Here is a 16,951-nt window from a genome sequence, read left to right as displayed (position 1 = left end):
ATAGCATCCCAAAGAGCGTGTCAGGAACATTGCTGGAAGTGAACGCTATACCGGGAATAATACCAACGGAGCCGCTGTTATAAATGGTGAGTTAGCAATCAAGTCGCAAGAGTGCTAGACAGAGCAAAAAGAATATGCTATACTTTTAGCAGTCAGACGAACCAATTGCTAACTACTAACCGAAGGGAATCATCCCCCCTATCTTGAGAAAAGATGAGGAGCATATAAATAATGAAATGTGAGCGTTGTCGAAAGAATCCCGCGCGTGTTCGTGTAGATCAGATGGTCGACGGGCGACGCGAATCGCACTACCTGTGCCAGTCGTGTGTTGACGAACTGATGAACGCGATGGGCCAGATGGGTGGCATTGACAATATGGATATTGCAGGTGCTCCCTTCCCATTTGGTTTCTCGGGCGGTTCACAGAAAGCTTCGGGTGGTCAGGGGAGTGTCAATACTGCGACGGCTGAACGGCAGCCGAAGCAGAGCAAGACTCCCACGCTTGATCAATATGGTCGCGATCTGACGGCTGAAGCGGCTGAGGGGAAACTTGATCCTGCCGCCGGGCGTGCGAAAGAGCTACGCCGCATGATTACTGTCCTGGGTCGCAGGCAGAAGAATAATCCTGTCCTGATTGGTGAGCCAGGTGTTGGTAAAACCGCAATCGTTGAGGGCCTGGCGCGCCGTATTCAATCGGGCGATATTCCACCCAATCTGAGTGGCAAGCGCATCGTCTCGCTCAACATTGGCGGTATGGTCGCAGGTGCGATGTTCCGTGGTCAGTTTGAACAGCGTATCAAATCTATTCTGGAAGAACTGCGCGATAATCCCGATACAATCGTCTTTATTGATGAATTGCATACTGTTGTTGGTGCTGGCGCGGCTGAGGGCGCGGTTGGCGCGGGTGATATGATCAAGCCTGCCCTGGCACGCGGTGAGTTGCGCTGTATTGGTGCCACTACCCTGGACGAGTACCGCAAGCATATTGAGAAGGATGCTGCCCTGGAGCGCCGCTTCCAGCCAATTATGGTGAGCGAGCCCAATGTCGAGGAAGCTATCGACATGCTGCATATCGTGCGGGCCAATTATGAGGCCCACCATGGCATCGGTATATCAGATGAGGCTATCGAGGCCGCGGTAAAGCTGTCTGATCGCTATATCAATGATCGCTTCCTGCCTGATAAGGCTATCGACGTCATGGACGAGGCCGGTTCCGCCCTGCGCCTGGAGGCGACCGAGAAGGGCATCTTGAGTCCAACTTTGATCGCTGACCTGGAGAAGGAGTTGGCAGAGATTCAGGCGCAGAAAGAGGCTGCGGCGAACGCGGAAGACTACGAGCATGCGGCTTTGATGCGCCAGCAAGAACTCCTGGTGCTGGAGAAGCTGAGCGAGGCGCGTGGTAAGTCTCAGGATGAAGTCTCACTCATCGTGACCCCCGAGCATATCGCCAGGGTCGTAGAGACCTGGACCGGCGTCCCGGTGAGCCAGATGCTGGAGAGCGAGCGTCAGAATCTGCGTCACCTGGAGCAGGACCTGCGCAAGCATGTTATCGGCCAGGATGAGGCCATTTCAGCCGTGGCGCGTGCGATTCGCCGCTCGCGTGCGGGCCTCAAAGATCCGAAGCGCCCGATTGGGTCCTTCCTCTTCCTGGGTCCAACTGGTGTTGGTAAGACCGAGCTGGCGAAGGCTCTGGCCGCTGAACTCTTCGGTGGTGCCGACCACATCATTCGCTTCGATATGTCGGAGTATATGGAGCCGCATACCGTCTCGCGCCTGTTTGGTAGCCCTCCCGGATATGTGGGGCATGACGAGGGTGGTCAGCTGACGGAGCAGGTACGCCGTCGCCCCTACAGTGTCATCCTCTTTGACGAGGTTGAGAAGGCGCATCCTGAGGTCTTCAATGCCCTGTTGCAGATCATGGATGATGGTCGCCTGACCGATGGTCAGGGTCGCACGGTCGACTTTAAGAACACTGTTGTGATCATGACCAGTAACGTAGGCGGTTCAGACCTGAAGAAGGCTGCGAACATTGGCTTCACCATCAAGAAGGGTGAGTCTCTGCGCGAGGAGCAGAAAGAGGCCATGCGCTCGAAGGCGTTTGAGGGTCTCAAGCGGGTCTTCCGCCCTGAGTTCATCAACCGTATCGACCAGATCGTTGTCTTTAACTCGCTGGCCAAGAAAGAGCTCTACAGCATCGTTGAACTCTTGCTGGACCAGGTTCGCTCACGCTTGAGCGAGCAGCGGATCGAGCTGGTGGTCAGTGATGCCGCCCGTGACTTCCTGCTTGAGGAAGGCTTCGACGAGGAGTATGGTGCTCGCCCATTGCGTCGGGCCATCCAGTCTTATGTCGATGACGCGCTGGCAGACGCCTTGCTGGCAGGTGAAATCGTCAGTGGCCAGGCGGTATACGTCGATGTGGAAGATAAGAAAATCGTTGTTCGCCCCTACGAGGCGGTGAAAAATAACGCCTAGCACAGGCGAAGCCGCAGATAAGAAAAAGCCAGGCGACCGGGAGGATTCCCGGTCGCCTGGCTTTTTGGCACAGAGTTCTATCCCTGGGGAAAAGAGGTTGCTTGCATCTATTCTGAGAACTCAGCCGTGTAAAGAGCAAGTGAAAGAAACTTCCCTTTTTTTGGCAGAAAATTTAGGCATGATAATCTGTACGTCTCTATAAAATTGGGAGGTTTTGTTGGGCCTGGGAGGTGCCTGGAGGAGTAGGTGAGGGTGGCCATAAGCGGGTCAGGGCGGTGGTAAAAATGTCTATATCAAAACTTTTGAAGTTGAAGAATAAAGGCAGCATCGTATGATGGCAGACAAAAGTCCTGAACGGGGACAATATAAAAGCGTGGAAGTAAACGATTTGCAGCGGCAACTCCGCGAGAGCGAAGCGCGCTATCGTTCTCTGGTCGCGGCATTAGCGCAAATGGTGTGGATAGTGGATGCTGAAGGGTTATGGAGCGCCAGATGGAAGCCTGGCATGCTTATACCGGGCAGTACGGCAAGCGGTTGAGCCATCAAGATCTGCAAGCGATGGTTCATCCCGAGGATCGACAGTGGGTGGAGCATGCCTGGCAATGCGCCTCTCTCAGCGGGAGGCCGTATGAGCTTGCATATCGTATCCAGCGCTTTGATGGTATCTACCACCCCTTTGGTGTACGTGCCATTCCCGTTCTGGGTGAGTATGGCAAGGTGCGGGAGTGGATCTTTATTGGCACCGACATTGATGAGCGTAAGCGTGAAGAGTTAGAAATGTCCCAGCGCGTAGAGTCTGCCCTTCCTGATATACAAGAGAGTGATCTGGCACGAGAGACGTCTGCACTGATTAGCGAGCGGCAGTATCTCTTGCGTACGCGTGAGGAGACACGGCATCAGGTCGTGACTTTGCATGCCACGACCCAACGCCTGGAAGAGTTCATTGGTGTCGCCAGCCACGAGTTACGTACTCCATTGACTGCGATTAAAGTCAACGTTCAACTGGCGATGCGACGCCTCAAGACGGCTATGAAACAGTTGAATGTACATGAGGCAGAGACATTTGATAAGATTAAGATGGCCAGCGACCTGATGGAGCGTGCCGAGCGCCAGATCGGTGTGCTTTCCAACCTGGTAAGTGACATGGTAGATATCTCGCGGATTCAGTCTGGGCGCTTTGCGTCCTACCTGCGGCAAGATGAATGCGATGTGCGCGTAATAGTGGAGCAGGTTGTTAGTGAGCAACAAAAGGTCAACTCTGAACGTACAATACATAAAGAACTCTCTTCAGACGATACCCTGACAGTTATTGCTGACGCGGGAAGAATCTCCCAGGTAATAAATAGCTATCTACGCAATGCCTTAAAGTATTCGGCTGCCGACAAGGAGATTACTCTATCTCTTCAGCGAGCAGGAGCGTGCGTGCGCCTGGAGGTGCGCGATCAAGGGCAGGGTCTTACTGTGGAAGAGCAGCAGCGTGTCTGGGAGTGTTTCTATCAATGTCCAAAGATCCGGGTGTTAGGTGGTTCTGGCGTTGGGCTGGGACTGGGACTCTACATCAGCCAGACAGTTATAGAACACCATCATGGGCATGTAGGTGTAGAGAGTATTCCCGGTCAAGGATCAACGTTCTGGTTTGAGCTTCCACTGGCACACCAGGAGTTAATCTAGCTATGCCAGGAGAAAAGAATGCAGCCAAAGCGAGTGAATAAGTGGTTAGCCTGGGGAGCAGTATCGCTGACAGCGCTCGGTGTTGGGGCGGCGATCAAAAGTTTGATGCCTCCTCGTTTTAACATGCAATTGTTGCCCGCCGGAGAGAGTGGTACTGAGAAGCAACAGCGGGACCAGCAGCTACCAGACGTGGATGTTCATATTTTGCGCTGTGGAAGCGTCTTCTGGCCCGAGCTGGTCATGGTTCGTGGTTCGCTCTCGCTTAAGCCGAGAAAGATTGCTTACAGTTCGGTCCTGGTCCGGCACCCCCAGGGTACCTTCCTCTACGATACAGGCTTGAGTGGCGATATCTATCAGCACCTGAAGGATCAGCCATTGACTTTTCGCCAGACGCTGGCCCGCTTCAAAGTAGAACAGACACTGCGTGGGGCCTTACATGAGCAGGACCTAAAACCGGAAGACCTGGACTTTGTGTTGCTCTCGCACCTGCACTGGGATCATGTCAGCGGTGTTCCCGATATCGTAGGTGTGCCGCTGCGCGTCAATCGCGTCGAGTTTGATGCAGCCAAACAAGGTGTGATTCCCCTCCATAAGGGTCTGGTATGGCGTCTGATGGAGGGTAGCCCCCTTACCTGCTTTGACCTGGAGGGGCCCTCGTATGAAGGTTTCCGTTCCAGTCTGGATGTGTTTGGCGATGGCTCTATCGTGCTCATCTCATTGCCAGGCCACACTCCTGGCAATACCGGTATGTTCATCAATCGTGCCAATGGTGCTCGCCTCTTTTTCCTGGGCGATGCCGCACATGTGGCCGAAAATTACCTCTATCCAACGACGCCCCACCCGCTCTTCTGGAATGGTGTGACGAGCGATAAAGCTACAGCCTTACAGACATTGTTAGAGCTTCATCACTTTGCACGTTCTCATCCAGAGGTACCTTTAATTGCGATGCACGATGCGCGCATGCAAGAGGCAAGTATGCAGGTAGAAAATGAGCGCCTGGCAAGGATATAATAAAGCAACGCAGTCCAACTCCTGGAAAATGACTTTCAGAAGTTGATAATTGAGAAGAGCAGAGGCGTTCCAATAGGGATAGAGCGGATGACGACCACGAAGTCAACACAAAAAGATACATATATCGATCACCAGGGAAGGCATATTCGACGTATGACGTTCGAGCAGCGGGCGGAATTACGAAGAAATTTTACCGCCTCCCTTCCACTATGGCGTCACCCACTGATTGGCTATCTCCTGAGCATCTTGCTCGTGGGCCTGCTTGGCTGGGGACAGCAAACCCTTGATGGTTGGATAGGTGGGGGCGGAATCTATTTCGCGGGTTCGCTGCTTCTGCTCCCGGTGCTGTTTATTGCCACCTTCTGGGGTACCATGCCCTCGCTCTTTACGGTGCTGCTGGGCGCACTCTATATTGATTACTTCTTTATCGGTTATAACCAGAGCATTAGCTGGCAACATTGGGAGGATGGTCTACGAATCCTCCCATTCTTCATTTCTGGCATTACGATCGCCATCATCACGGCCCAGCGCGAGCGTGCGCGTTGGCAGACCTTGATAGCCGAGCAAGAGTTGAAAGAGTATGCTGCGGAGCTGGAAGCCAGTAACCAGAAACTCGAAGATGCCAATCAAACGAAGGATCGCTTCCTCTCCATCGCCTCTCATGAATTGAAGACGCCTATCACCACTATTCGCGGCCAGGCCCAGCTGGCTCTGCGCCGCCTGGCCAAACAGGATGGCGAGATGAATGTGAGCGATATGCATACTGCCTTGGAGCGCATTAATGAACAGACGATGCGCCTGACGGCGCTCATTGAAGAGTTACTCGATGTCAGCAGTATGCGTACAGGCAAAATGGCGCTTAACAAGCATAAGTTGAATATTAATGAGCTTTGCCAGCAGGTGGTTGATGACCAGAAATTGCTCACCGGGCGGCATATAGAGCTAAGGCTGCCGCCAAAAGAGGTCATGGTGAGCGTAGATCGAGATCGGATCGAGCAAGTCTTGATCAATCTTGTGGGGAACGCGGTCAAGTATTCTCCAGAGGGGAGCGTGGTCCAGGTTTGTGTTGAGCGCAAATGGCGCAAGGCGCTGATCCATGTGCGCGATCACGGTAAAGGCATCGCCCCCGATCAGCTCGAAAAAGTTTTCGACACCTTTTATCGTACTCCTGACGCCGAAGCCTCCACGAAAAAGGGCCTGGGCCTGGGCCTGAGTATCTCCAAAGAGATCGTCGAGCGCCACGAAGGCCGCATATGGTGCGAATCCCAGCCCGGCCAGGGCAGCGAGTTCTTTGTCGAGTTGCCTCTGAAGTAGCTACCTTGATATCCTATCCCATGAGTTGAATTGTACTGCTTATATTGGATAAAGCAAAATTTGCACTATAATATATTTTGATAATTTAGATAGTTGAATATAATCTGGCGGGAATCAATGAAAAACAAATACCCTACAGGCTGTGCATAGATTTGCTTGTAAGGAGTAGTTATCTACTTTAAAGTAGATGAGTTGTGGGTATGGAGGGGCAGGTATGCGAAATACATCACAAGTAGGCTTAATAAGCCATACAGCCGTTTTAAATCGGCTGGTGCAATTAGGGTTTGAAGTGTTACTCCCCTGGGCTGATCATCTAGGATATGATCTTGCTTATTTTATTACAGAAGAGCATCGGAATTTCGGATTTTTTGCTCATCAGGAAAGCCGCCTGGTTCGTATTCAGGTTAAAACGGCACGTCTGTCCCAAGATGGAACCTATCTTGAATTCAACACAGCCTCTACTGTTTCGGCAAGGAAAGGGAACAGAAAAAACGGTTATGATGGGAGAGCTGAATACTTTGCTGTGTATAACTTAGATCTGAATAAAGTATACATGCTTCCGGTTGCTGGAGCACCCAGGAATACCTGTAATTTACGCTTCAAAGAGGCAGGAATGTTGCGTGGTAATCGACATAAAACCTGGCATGAACCTTACTCTGAGGAAATTGCCCATTCAGCTTACTGGGCAGAAGATTATGAGCTATAACTTGCACAAAAAAACGTCTCCTAGAGTAAGGAGACGCTTAAGTTACACAGGGGTGAAAGGAGTCGAACCTTCTGAAAGTCGTTTTGGAGACGACCGCCTCAACCGTTGGGCACCACCCCTACAGGGTCTAAAACTGTTAGCCCTACATATTTGTAAAGCTAGCGGAGAGGGTGGGATTCGAACCCACGGAGGGTATTAACCTCAAGCATTTAGCAAACGCTCGCACTAGGCCACTATGCGACCTCTCCGAACAGTGTCCGCCGAAGCTATTCACTCCTTCGAACTGGAAATAAGTATATAGCACAGGCGCCGTTTTGTCAACACTTTTTATCAGGTTTTTTTAGAGGCGTTGATAGTTCCAACTGAGGCATTCGCCGTTGCGAAAGAGCATGTGTCCATGAAAGGGCTGAGGCTCGCCATCAAAGACCATGGGCAGGAAATACTTGTCGCTGGGCCACATGGGCAGCGTGGTGATGGTATCGCGTGGTACCCACTCTAGCGTGCCTTCAGCGTTTCCGCTGTGTGCCGTGCCATGCCAGGCATCGATCAGGAAGATAAAGCCGAACCAGTCGGCCCCGTTCTTGCCGAAGCCCTGCCAGGAAATGGTGCCGCGAAGCTGCATATGGTCTGCTTCTAGCCCCGACTCCTCGCGTATCTCGCGGCGCATACCCGTAACAATATCTTCATTGGCCTCTACACGGCCACCCAGGCCATTGTATTTGCCATAGTGCAGGTCATCTGGTCGTTTGTTGCGATGAATCATCAGGATCTGCTTCCCGTCGGGGGAGAGAATATACCCCAGGGTTGCCAAAATTGGTTGGAACATAGCAATGTATCTCTTTCGGTTGTGCTTGACCTCTCGCGCCTGCGGCGCTCGCCTGATAGGTGGTCTGGTGCGTGCTGCCAACCTGCGGCTGGCAGCACGCACCAGACCACCTATCAGGAATTTAAATCATCCCTCTCATTGTAAGCGCGCGAGTGTGTTGGTGACCAGTGGAGAGGAGATTTGGACTATCGCGCAGCGAGCTGGCCCTGTTTCAGGCAGGGCCATAAAACTATCCTAACACGCTTCAAGGGGGCTTTGATGAGGTTGTGGTTGAGGCAAACGTGCTTTAAACTGGCTAAAGCGTCCAATCGTCCTGAGTAAATGCGTCAAGCGAAAAGGCATCTTGTGAATCGCAGGTAGATTATATTCCCTCGCCATACACACGTTCCACTCATAAAAAGTAAGAATCAAGATGGGTATGCAATAGCCACGCATAAGCTGAGAAATGGCGGGAAAGCCTTGCCCGAACTCTCCTGGCTCAACAATGAGCAGGTCATATAAGCGAAATTGTTCTGGCATTGTGCCATAGATATCGACTCTATGACCCCCTAGCTCCAAAGCATGGCGTAGCATATCTCGGATCAGTGGTTCTTCCTCAATTACCGCGATATACATAACGTTACTTCCTTGTAATGGAAATTAAGCATACTGGACACGCAACTGTTTATAAGCAATAATACCATGAAATACGTGAATTTTGACATTAAAATCTTATAAGTATTTTCAAATGTCAAAAAATGATATAGAAATGCAAACAAAAGTTTCGCATTTGCGAAACTTTTGTTTGCATTTCTGTTGTTTATTTGTAGCGCTTCTGTCGTTAGGAGGGGAGTAATCCAGGTAGCTCACGGCGCAAGAGCTTCCCGGCTGAGTTGCGTGGAAGTTGTGCGACCGCGTAAATAGCCTTTGGCCGTTTGTAGTGTGCTAGATGCTGTGTAACATATGGAAGCAGCTCCGTGGCTGTGAGGCTACTCCCCTCTCTCAGGCGTACAAAGGCGATGGGGATCTGTCCCCACTGTGGATCATCAATGCCGCATACACCCGCATCCTCTACCTCTGGATGGCTCATGAGCACAGCCTCAATCTCTGCTGGATAGACATTCTCGCCACCAGAGATGATCAGATCGGTGCGCCGGTCAAGCACATACAGGTATCCCTCTTCATCCACGTATCCCAGGTCTCCTGTGGTGAACCAGCCATTGTGAAATGCGCGCGCTGTGGCCTCGGGACGATGATCATAGCCAGGTGTAATGGTTGGCCCCTGGAGATGAATAATACCTGGCTCGCCAGGAGGAACGGGCTGATAGTCTTCAGTGAGGATGCGCAACTGCACGGGGAAGAGGGGCTTGCCAGCCGAGCCAAGTTTGCGTAGCGCGTCGGCAGGCAGGAGCGTTACTGCCTGCGCGCATGATTCGGTCAGGCCATAGGTCTGTACTACAGGAATATTTTTGGCGGCGCAGCGCTCCAATAGAGGCCTGGGGGCTGGTCCTCCTCCCAGGAGCACGCAGCGCAACGTCGCGGGATACCTTCCCTGTGCCTCTGAGGCGTCGAGAGCATCAAGCATTCGCTGAAGGACGACGGCCACAACCGAAATAATGGTAACTCGTTCCTCAAAGATGGCCCGATTGACGGCTTCAGGCTCAAATTTCTCGTGTAAGTTGACGCTAATACCGTTGATGACGCTGCGCATCAGGACTGTTAGACCGCTTACATGGAAGAGGGGGAGACAGGCAAGCCAGCAGTCATCGGCATAATGGCCAAGAGTGAGCGCCGAGCCGAGCGCACCCCAGCAGAGCATGCCATAGGTAATCAATACCCCTTTAGGATGCCCCGTGGTGCCGGAGGTGTACATAATGGAGTGAACCGCATCCAGGCCAATGTTCTCTTGCAGCGCGATCACAGGCTCCTCGGTCTGATCCGCGACAAGAACGTTCTGCTGGACATCGCTTGTAATGAGCACATGCGCGAGAGGCGTAATTTCGTCAGCTAGTTGTTGGGCTATATCGGCGTAGCGCTGGTCACTACAGAGAAAGGTTGCCCGGACGTCGCTCAATTGCCAGGCAAGCTCCTGCTGGGTCAGGCGGGTATTAAGCGGGACCAGGATGGCGCCCAGGCGCATCAAGGCGTGGACCGTGACGACAAAGGGCAGACCGTTAGTCGCCAGTAGGGCAACACGACTCTCCTTGCTCACGCCACGAGTCGCGAGCTGGTAGGCCAGGTGATCGGCCTGGAGCAGCAATTCAGTGAAGCTCCAACGCACAGAACCACATTGTATAGCCGGGTGGTTAGGCTGATTCTCGGCACAGCGTAGGAGCCAGTTGGGCAAGATGGTATCGTGAGATAAAGCGGTGTTCATCGAACTTCCTCTTGTGATGGTATGAATGTATAGCGAGCCAGGGCCGCCTGATCAAGCTGTACACCTAACCCTGGCGTTGTCGGAACGGGCATTAAACCGTCCCTGATAGTGATTCGATTGGTGAGTAAGTCATCTTCGAGAAGCGCAAGCGTGGCTAAGCCACATTCCATCGTCACTTCGGGCGAGGCGGCTGCGAGGTGGAGCGTGGCTGCCAGTGATATACCTGCCTCAAGCGAGCTTGTAAGCACGCAACGCACGCCTGCGGCGTTGGCTGTTTGAATGATGGAGCGTGCCGGGTAGAGCCCACCCACCAGTTGCGGCTTGATAATCAGCACATCGGCGGCCTGCCAGTCTAAGATGCGACGCGTGCTTGCCAGATCGTAGACCGCCTCATCAGCTGCTAGGGGGATTGCTACCCTTTGCCTGAGTTGATACATGCCCTCAAGGTCAAAGGCGCGCAGTGGCTGCTCTACATATTGAATGTCATATTGGGTGCAGGCTTCCAGGATGGTCGTCGCCTGCTCCTGGCTCCATTTCTCGTTGGCATCCAGGCGCAGGTGTACCTGTGGTCCTATCGCGGATCGTACGGCTGCGACTCGCTTAATTTCCTCTTCGGGATGATCAGACAGACCCATCTTGAGCTTTAGACAGTCAAAACCCGCCTGGATGGCTTTTTGTGCGGCCTGTGTCACGGCCTCGGTTGTGGCGGCGCCAATGACGGTGTTCACAGCGACATTAGCACGTGGTCGCGTGCCAGCGGGGGCTAACAGTGTGTGCAGGCTCATGCCTTCGTGCTGGCCCCATGCATCAAGTAGCGCGCATTCCAGGCCATAGAGAGCTGAGGCGGGATATCCCTGCTCTTCCAGGAGGGGATAGAGGCTGCTTACTGCCTCCACACAGTCGCGCTGGAGCAGCTGATCCCGCAGGGTGTTGAGAGCAGCATAGGTCTCGGCGAAGGTAGCGCCACTGAAATCTGGCAGTGGTGCCGCTTCGCCCAGGCCTATGATGCCCCCTGATGTCGTGATTTTTATCAGACAGCCCTCACGCTGCGTAAATGTGCCGTGTGCCGTCGTGAAGCCCCCCAGCATAGGGATGCGATAGGGGAGAAGGTCGATTGCCTGTACCTGCATATGCTCGTTTCCTCTATGCTCAAAGATGTTCTCTCTCAATACGTCCCAGGTACAATAGCATGCAGCTACCAGATTGATTGCTGGTAGCTGCACGCATGAAGCTTCTTGGTCGTGTAGCTGGCTTAGGGCAGGCGTGGATACTTCGAGAAATCGGGCTTGCGCTTCTCCAGGAAGGCGTTTTTCCCCTCTTTGCCCTCTTCGGTCATATAGTAGAGCATGGTGGCATTGCCTGCAAGCTCTTGAATGCCGGCGAGCCCATCTGTATCAGCATTAAATGCAGACTTGAGGAAGCGCAGCGCGATGGGGCTCTTCTCCAGAATTTCGCGGCACCACTGGACAGTCTCCTCTTCAAGCTTCTCCAGGGGCACGACTGTGTTGACCAGGCCCATGTCCAGGGCTTCCTGGGCATTGTACTGGCGGCACAGATACCAGATTTCACGGGCCTTCTTGTGCCCAACGACGCGTGCCAGGTAGGTCGCGCCCCAGCCGGCATCGAAGCTGCCCACGCGAGGACCGGTCTGACCGAAGCGGGCGTTGTCGGCGGCGATGGTCAGGTCACAGAGCAGATGTAGGACATGCCCGCCGCCAATAGCGTAGCCCGCGACCATAGCGATGACGGGCTTGGTCAGGTATTTAATTACCTTTTGCAACTCCAGGGCGTTCAAACGAGGAACGCCATCCTCGCCAACGTAGCCGCCCTCGCCACGCACGCGCTGGTCGCCACCTGAACAGAAGGCACGCCCACCGGCACCTGTGAAGATAACGACGCCAATCTCTGGGTCTTCGCCGCAACGGCTAAAAGCATCAATCAACTCAAACAGGGTACGTGGGCGAAAGGCGTTGTGTACCTCGGGGCGATTGATGGTGATTTTGCCAATGCCCTCGGTCTTCTCAAAGATAATATCGGTATAGTCGCAGACTTTCTGCCAATCCAAAGACATGGTATATTCTCCTTCGAATAAGTTATATATCAAAGAGATATGCTCTGCGAGCAAGCGCAATACATACTGGATCGCGCCTGCTCGCTCTTTTATCCCTTATGATAACACTTGGGTACAGAAATTCCCTACCTGGGCAACAAAGCGCTCAGGCTGCTCCAGGTGGGGCGCATGGCCCGCTCCAGGAATGATATGCCAGCTTGCACGAGGCAATTTTTGTTGCATCTGTTGCGCGATGGCACAGAACTTGCTATCCAATTTGCCTGTGAGCAAGAGTGTGGGAAGGTCGAGCTCGCCCAGGCGTGCATGGAGTGCCGGTTGTGAGCCAATGCCAACTCCACGTAGACTATTTGCCAGACCCGTCGCCTGGTTGTCCAGGCGTTGCTGGTGGATGGCATCCCGCTCCTCTTCTGGTAACCTTTGCTGGCTCTCGAAGAGTGGTTGTTTCTCCCAGTAGTCAACGAAGGCCGGAATGCCCTCGCGCTCAATCCGTTTTGCGAGCGCCTCGTCACTTGTTCGGCGCTGAAGGCGCGCCTCGCTGTCAGCCAGCCCTGGCGAGGCGCTTTCTAAGATGAGCGCGCGGAAGAAGCCAGAAAAGGCGCTGTAGAGCGCGATCCGACCGCCCATGGAGTAGCCAAGCAGAATAGCTGTCCCTGGCTGGACATCCAGTTGGCGGAGCGCCTCCAGAATATCTTCCTGACAGTGCTCCATAGTATAGCGCGCTGGATCGCTGGGGGTGTCAGACTGGCCATGTCCCAGCATATCAAGCGCGATCAGTTTGACGTTATATGAAGAAAGCGATGCGAACAGTGGGCTCCAGGAGAGGGCGCTCCCGGTAAAGCCATGCAGCAAGACCAGGGGGGGATGCTGTGGCTTCCCATAGATCACCGCCCCCATGTGCACACCATCCACAGCAAGCTGTCTCAGACTCATAATACGTAGTGTACTGCCCATACCGTGTCTACCTCCCTCTCTGCTCTGCTTATGCCAGGTCCTTGAGGACCTTATCAACTACCTGCCATAGTTGGCGATGCATTGCGACATTACTTGCACGCTCGGTGCGTACCTCTACAACATGTAATCCGCCCTGGTCTATACCTGTAGTGACTGCCTGGCGGAAGGAGTTCCAATCCTCCGCCAGGCAGTAGCGCCCTCCATACATCCCAATCACGGGCGCGAAATCCAGCCCGGTCGGAGTGCCAAAGAGTTCCTCAAAATGTGCCGGTTGCGCGGCCTGAGGCAGGAATGAGAAGATGCCGCCCCCGTCATTATTTACCAGCACAATCGTCAAATTAAGCTTATGCAGGCGTGCCGCTAGAAGCCCATTGAGATCATGGAAGAACGACAGGTCGCCAATCACCAGCACTGTCGGCACTGGCTGCTCCTGCACCGCGTTGGCGGCACTGGTTCCTAATGCGCTTGAGATCACGCCATCGATACCGTTGGCTCCTCGGTTGGCAAGGACGCGTATAGGACGTGGCTGGCACCAGAAGAAGGTATCCAGATCGCGCACAGGCATGCTATTGCCTACAAAAAGCGTTGCCTCTGTGGGTAGCAGTTCCGCTAGCTCAGTGAAGACGCGCCCCTCGAAGAGTTCGGCGAAATCCTGAATCGCGGTATGTAATGCCTGACGTGTTAGCTGGTCGGCCTGTTGCCACGCTGCGAGCCAGGAAGAGCTTTCTGGTGCCTCTGTATCGATTAGCATAGCCAGAAGATCCCGACAGAACGCAGCGGGCTCGGTGTGAAGCATCATGCTGCTCAGGTGGGTTGGGTCCTGCCAGTCTCCCTGTCCATCAATCACGATCTGCTGGCAGCTGGGATAGTGTTGTAGGTAGAGCAAGAATGGTTTTGCTACCGGCATAGGGCCAAAGCGCAACACCACCTCAGGCTCGTAGCGTTCAGCAAAGGTGTTGAGTCGCAGGAAGGCGTCATAGCTGGAGAGCACTAACTGCTGATCGATAGGCGCACAGCGTAGCTGCGAGAGAGGATCAGCCAGAATAGGATAGCCCAGTTTTTGTGCCAGTGGGATGAGCGCGCTTGCCAGGGTAGGATCGGTGCCTGGGCCAACCACAATCAGGCCGCGAGGCTGCTGAAGGCGCGCAGCCAGCATAGAGAGCGTGGCCTCTGGCAAGCGTCCTAATGGCGCTTCATGGACCGCTGTATATGGCAGTGCGTTATCGCGCCCCTGCCAGGCGGTGGTCAGGCGTTCTTCTGGTGGTGGGAGCGGTGCTCCAGGCTGTGGGTCCTGTGTGAGTGGCTCGCGGAAGGGCATATTCAGGTGAACAGGACCGGCGGGCGTGGCGTGTGTCAGAGCGCTCGCTCGATGTGCGAGCGCTCGAATATAACGGAGCGCTGGCTGGCTCGCCTCTGGCAGCGCGACATCCATAAACCACTTTGTATGCGTGCCAAAGAGGCGATTCTGATCAATAGCCTGGGGGGCGCCGCTCTCTCGTAGCTCATGTGGGCGGTCGGCGGTCAGGACCAGGAGCGGAACATGGGTCAGATGGGCCTCAACCACGGCAGGAAAGAAGTTTGCCGCGGCTGTACCGGAGGTGCAGAAGAGCGCCACCGTCTCCCCCAGCGCTTTGGCCAGGCCGAGAGCAAAGAAGGCCGCAGAACGCTCATCGACGTGAAGCCAGGCGCGTATGTGAGGTGATTGAGCAAAGATATATGCCAGGGGTGTAGAGCGCGAACCAGGACAATAGACCACGTGGTGAACGCCTGCTCGTGCCAGCTCCTCAACGAAGGCGCCGACATAGGCATAGGTTGCGTTCTGTGGACGGAGATGTTCTTGTGACTGCATAAGATTGACTACGTTTTCCTCCCTACTGCGTCAGCTTGACTATTTTAATAGAGACTTGCTTACTCTTCATCTCCCAGGCTGCGTAACATCACTGGCAACTTCCAATTGGTTTCAGTATACTCCGCTTCGGGATCAGAGCTAGCGACTATCCCATTCCCTGCGAAAAGAGTCGCTTTGGCGCCTGTAAGCAGGGCTGAGCGTAAGGCGACCGCGAACTCTCCGTTGCCCCTGGTATCGATCCAGCCCAGGGGAGACGCGTACCATCCTCGATCAAGCTCTTCATGGTCTCGTATCTCTTTGAGCGCGATTTCGCGTGGTAAGCCACCAACGGCTGGCGTAGGATGCAGGCGCGCGACCGCCTCCAGCAGGTTATGACCGGGCTTGAGTCGCCCCTCAATCGAGGTCTCCAGGTGTTGGATATTCTTGAGCTTACGCACATGGGGCTGTTCCCCAATCTCGATCTGGTTGCACAGCTCACTCAAGGACTCACGAATGAGATCAATCACAAACTGGTGCTCCTGGCGAGTCTTGGTTCCGTAGAGCTGTTGCTGACTGATATACTCATCCTCTGCAGGCGTATGCCCGCGGGGAGCCGAACCAGCCAGGGCCATGGTTCGCATCCTGCCCTCTTGTGCACTTACCAGGCGTTCTGGAGTTGCCCCTACAAAGTAGTGCTTCCCACGCTGTAAAGCGAAGACGAAGGTATCAGGATAGCTCTGGCGCAGGCGATAGAGCGTAGTTTCAACATCGAAAAACCCCTCTGGATGAAGCACCTCGACCGCGCGAGCCAAGACAATCTTCTGGTAGGCTCCCTGACGCATCTGCTCTACAGCCTGAGCGACAATCGAGATCCACTGCTGAGCGGGCAGCACTTCATGTTTGGGCATGGACGTGGTCTGGGTGCTGAGTTCTTGCAAACGCTGGAATGGGAAGTGTTCAACGATGGCGCTTAAGCGTTGCAGCAGGGCCAGTGTTTCTGTGACCTGTTGCTCCAGGTCATCTTCGGTCATCTGCGGACGGATACAGGCATGGATAGAGAGCGAGGCCTGGTCGTCATCGAGACGATACAGTAGTTGGGGCAGAGTAAGTAGGCCAGCGGGAAAGCCCTGCCAGAGTTGTGTGCCCGGACGCTGTGGGTCGAAGGCAAAGCCACCAAAGAGAGCCGGAGCCGGGACATGTTTCATAGGAACTGTAGTGGCGACCAGGCAGGTATCCTGAAAGGTGCTCAAGGCCCGCGCCGCCACATCAAAGCGGTCAGTGTCGTCGGCTGCAATGGTCAGGACGGCTCCGACGCCGACTAATGCCTCATTGCTAGCTGGTTTCTCCCAGAAAAAACGCTCGCCCAACTCAAGGACTTGAAGGGCGCTAAAGATATGTAAGGCATCGCGCGACTCGACGGGGAGCGTAAGGGCCGTAAAGATATTTTGCTGCTGCTGTTGGGCGCGTGTTGCCGCTTGTTGCAAGAGGGTAAGAAGCTGTGTTCGCTCACAAGCAAGCACCCAGGAGGGGTGTGTGCTATGAATATGTGGTGTTGCTCTATCTGTAAAGACAGTCTCCATAATCCGAGTCTCCAACGTGGCATAGTTCTCTGTTGATAGTTGCCCTTGTGATCAGGGAAGCACGCTAGCCGCTATGCATACTGCACAGCATATACAATAGATGTGCTTATAGTCATATTTGAGCATGTATGATATGCCAATATAGTGTCTTTTTTTGAGCAGAGA

14 protein-coding genes and 2 tRNA genes are annotated in these 16,951 nt (G+C 53.9%); 6 read left to right on the top strand and 10 right to left on the bottom strand.

Translation table 11 applies throughout. The features are described 5' to 3' along the window. Positions 1-231 precede the first annotated feature (231 nt). The 6 genes from JMJ16_RS23715 (at position 232) to JMJ16_RS23690 (ending at position 7,174) form a co-directional block, all read left to right on the top strand. Complete coding sequence (locus tag JMJ16_RS23715) at positions 232-2,472, top strand: ATP-dependent Clp protease ATP-binding subunit (RefSeq protein WP_201385511.1); 2,241 nt, start codon at positions 232-234, stop codon at positions 2,470-2,472. Positions 2,473-2,803: 331 nt separating this feature from the next. After that, on the top strand, positions 2,804-3,010 hold the full coding sequence (locus tag JMJ16_RS23710; RefSeq protein ID WP_201385509.1) for a hypothetical protein: 207 nt from the start codon (positions 2,804-2,806) through the stop codon (positions 3,008-3,010). Next, on the top strand, positions 2,965-4,143 hold the full coding sequence (locus tag JMJ16_RS23705) for a PAS domain-containing sensor histidine kinase (protein WP_201385507.1): 1,179 nt from the start codon (positions 2,965-2,967) through the stop codon (positions 4,141-4,143). Before JMJ16_RS23710 ends, JMJ16_RS23705 begins: the two co-directional genes overlap by 46 nt. An 18-nt stretch (positions 4,144-4,161) precedes the next feature. Further along, positions 4,162-5,154 (top strand): MBL fold metallo-hydrolase, encoded by a 993-nt coding sequence (locus tag JMJ16_RS23700; protein WP_201385506.1) that lies wholly within the window; start codon positions 4,162-4,164, stop codon positions 5,152-5,154. 87 nt (positions 5,155-5,241) lie between these two features. Next, positions 5,242-6,468 (top strand): cell wall metabolism sensor histidine kinase WalK, encoded by a 1,227-nt coding sequence (locus JMJ16_RS23695; RefSeq protein ID WP_201385504.1) that lies wholly within the window; start codon positions 5,242-5,244, stop codon positions 6,466-6,468. Between the two features lie 214 nt (positions 6,469-6,682). Next, positions 6,683-7,174, top strand: coding sequence for a group I intron-associated PD-(D/E)XK endonuclease (locus tag JMJ16_RS23690; RefSeq protein WP_201385502.1), 492 nt, complete (start codon positions 6,683-6,685; stop codon positions 7,172-7,174). A 47-nt stretch (positions 7,175-7,221) separates the two neighbouring features. Here JMJ16_RS23690 and JMJ16_RS23685 read toward each other — a convergent pair. From JMJ16_RS23685 to JMJ16_RS23640, 10 genes are all read right to left on the bottom strand, one after another. Next, positions 7,222-7,294, bottom strand: a tRNA-Trp gene (locus tag JMJ16_RS23685). Positions 7,295-7,336: 42 nt separating this feature from the next. Further along, a tRNA-Ser gene (locus tag JMJ16_RS23680) sits at positions 7,337-7,422 on the bottom strand. A gap of 92 nt (positions 7,423-7,514) precedes the next feature. After that, the gene (locus tag JMJ16_RS23675) at positions 7,515-8,000 is read right to left on the bottom strand and encodes an 8-oxo-dGTP diphosphatase (RefSeq protein ID WP_201385500.1); all 486 of its coding nucleotides are present in this window, start codon (positions 7,998-8,000) and stop codon (positions 7,515-7,517) included. 234 nt (positions 8,001-8,234) lie between these two features. Then, on the bottom strand, positions 8,235-8,615 hold the full coding sequence (locus tag JMJ16_RS23670) for a response regulator transcription factor (RefSeq protein WP_201369397.1): 381 nt from the start codon (positions 8,613-8,615) through the stop codon (positions 8,235-8,237). A gap of 205 nt (positions 8,616-8,820) precedes the next feature. Then, complete coding sequence (locus JMJ16_RS23665) at positions 8,821-10,356, bottom strand: o-succinylbenzoate--CoA ligase (RefSeq protein WP_201385498.1); 1,536 nt, start codon at positions 10,354-10,356, stop codon at positions 8,821-8,823. After that, positions 10,353-11,486 carry an o-succinylbenzoate synthase gene (gene menC / locus JMJ16_RS23660; protein ID WP_201385496.1) on the bottom strand — a complete coding sequence of 378 codons (1,134 nt, stop codon included), beginning with the start codon at positions 11,484-11,486 and terminating at the stop codon, positions 10,353-10,355. The genes JMJ16_RS23665 and menC overlap by 4 nt, the downstream gene beginning before the upstream one ends. 122 nt (positions 11,487-11,608) lie before the next feature. Continuing rightward, entirely contained in the window at positions 11,609-12,427 is an 819-nt protein-coding gene (gene menB / locus JMJ16_RS23655; RefSeq protein ID WP_201385494.1) for a 1,4-dihydroxy-2-naphthoyl-CoA synthase, read from the bottom strand. 96 nt (positions 12,428-12,523) lie between these two features. After that, positions 12,524-13,378, bottom strand: a complete 855-nt coding sequence (menH, locus tag JMJ16_RS23650; protein WP_201385492.1) for a 2-succinyl-6-hydroxy-2,4-cyclohexadiene-1-carboxylate synthase — start codon at positions 13,376-13,378, stop codon at positions 12,524-12,526. A 28-nt stretch (positions 13,379-13,406) separates the two neighbouring features. Continuing rightward, positions 13,407-15,227, bottom strand: a complete 1,821-nt coding sequence (gene menD, locus JMJ16_RS23645; protein WP_201385490.1) for a 2-succinyl-5-enolpyruvyl-6-hydroxy-3-cyclohexene-1-carboxylic-acid synthase — start codon at positions 15,225-15,227, stop codon at positions 13,407-13,409. A gap of 59 nt (positions 15,228-15,286) precedes the next feature. Then, positions 15,287-16,786, bottom strand: coding sequence for an isochorismate synthase MenF (locus tag JMJ16_RS23640; RefSeq protein ID WP_201385488.1), 1,500 nt, complete (start codon positions 16,784-16,786; stop codon positions 15,287-15,289). Between the last annotated feature and the right edge of the window lie 165 nt (positions 16,787-16,951).

Source organism: Ktedonobacter sp. SOSP1-52 (assembly GCF_016587395.1).
The sequence above is the reverse complement of the archived record's forward strand: the minus strand, read 5'-3'. Positions and strand labels throughout refer to the sequence as shown.

Coding starts and splice junctions, on each gene's coding strand:
- JMJ16_RS23715 (WP_201385511.1), top strand. CDS start 232: ATGAAATGTGAGCGTTGTCGAAAGAATCCCGCGCGTGTTCGTGTAGAT.
- JMJ16_RS23710 (WP_201385509.1), top strand. CDS start 2,804: ATGATGGCAGACAAAAGTCCTGAACGGGGACAATATAAAAGCGTGGAA.
- JMJ16_RS23705 (WP_201385507.1), top strand. CDS start 2,965: ATGGAAGCCTGGCATGCTTATACCGGGCAGTACGGCAAGCGGTTGAGC.
- JMJ16_RS23700 (WP_201385506.1), top strand. CDS start 4,162: ATGCAGCCAAAGCGAGTGAATAAGTGGTTAGCCTGGGGAGCAGTATCG.
- JMJ16_RS23695 (WP_201385504.1), top strand. CDS start 5,242: ATGACGACCACGAAGTCAACACAAAAAGATACATATATCGATCACCAG.
- JMJ16_RS23690 (WP_201385502.1), top strand. CDS start 6,683: ATGCGAAATACATCACAAGTAGGCTTAATAAGCCATACAGCCGTTTTA.
- JMJ16_RS23675 (WP_201385500.1), bottom strand. CDS start 8,000: ATGTTCCAACCAATTTTGGCAACCCTGGGGTATATTCTCTCCCCCGAC.
- JMJ16_RS23670 (WP_201369397.1), bottom strand. CDS start 8,615: ATGTATATCGCGGTAATTGAGGAAGAACCACTGATCCGAGATATGCTA.
- JMJ16_RS23665 (WP_201385498.1), bottom strand. CDS start 10,356: ATGAACACCGCTTTATCTCACGATACCATCTTGCCCAACTGGCTCCTA.
- menC (WP_201385496.1), bottom strand. CDS start 11,486: ATGCAGGTACAGGCAATCGACCTTCTCCCCTATCGCATCCCTATGCTG.
- menB (WP_201385494.1), bottom strand. CDS start 12,427: ATGTCTTTGGATTGGCAGAAAGTCTGCGACTATACCGATATTATCTTT.
- menH (WP_201385492.1), bottom strand. CDS start 13,378: ATGGGCAGTACACTACGTATTATGAGTCTGAGACAGCTTGCTGTGGAT.
- menD (WP_201385490.1), bottom strand. CDS start 15,227: ATGCAGTCACAAGAACATCTCCGTCCACAGAACGCAACCTATGCCTAT.
- JMJ16_RS23640 (WP_201385488.1), bottom strand. CDS start 16,786: ATGGAGACTGTCTTTACAGATAGAGCAACACCACATATTCATAGCACA.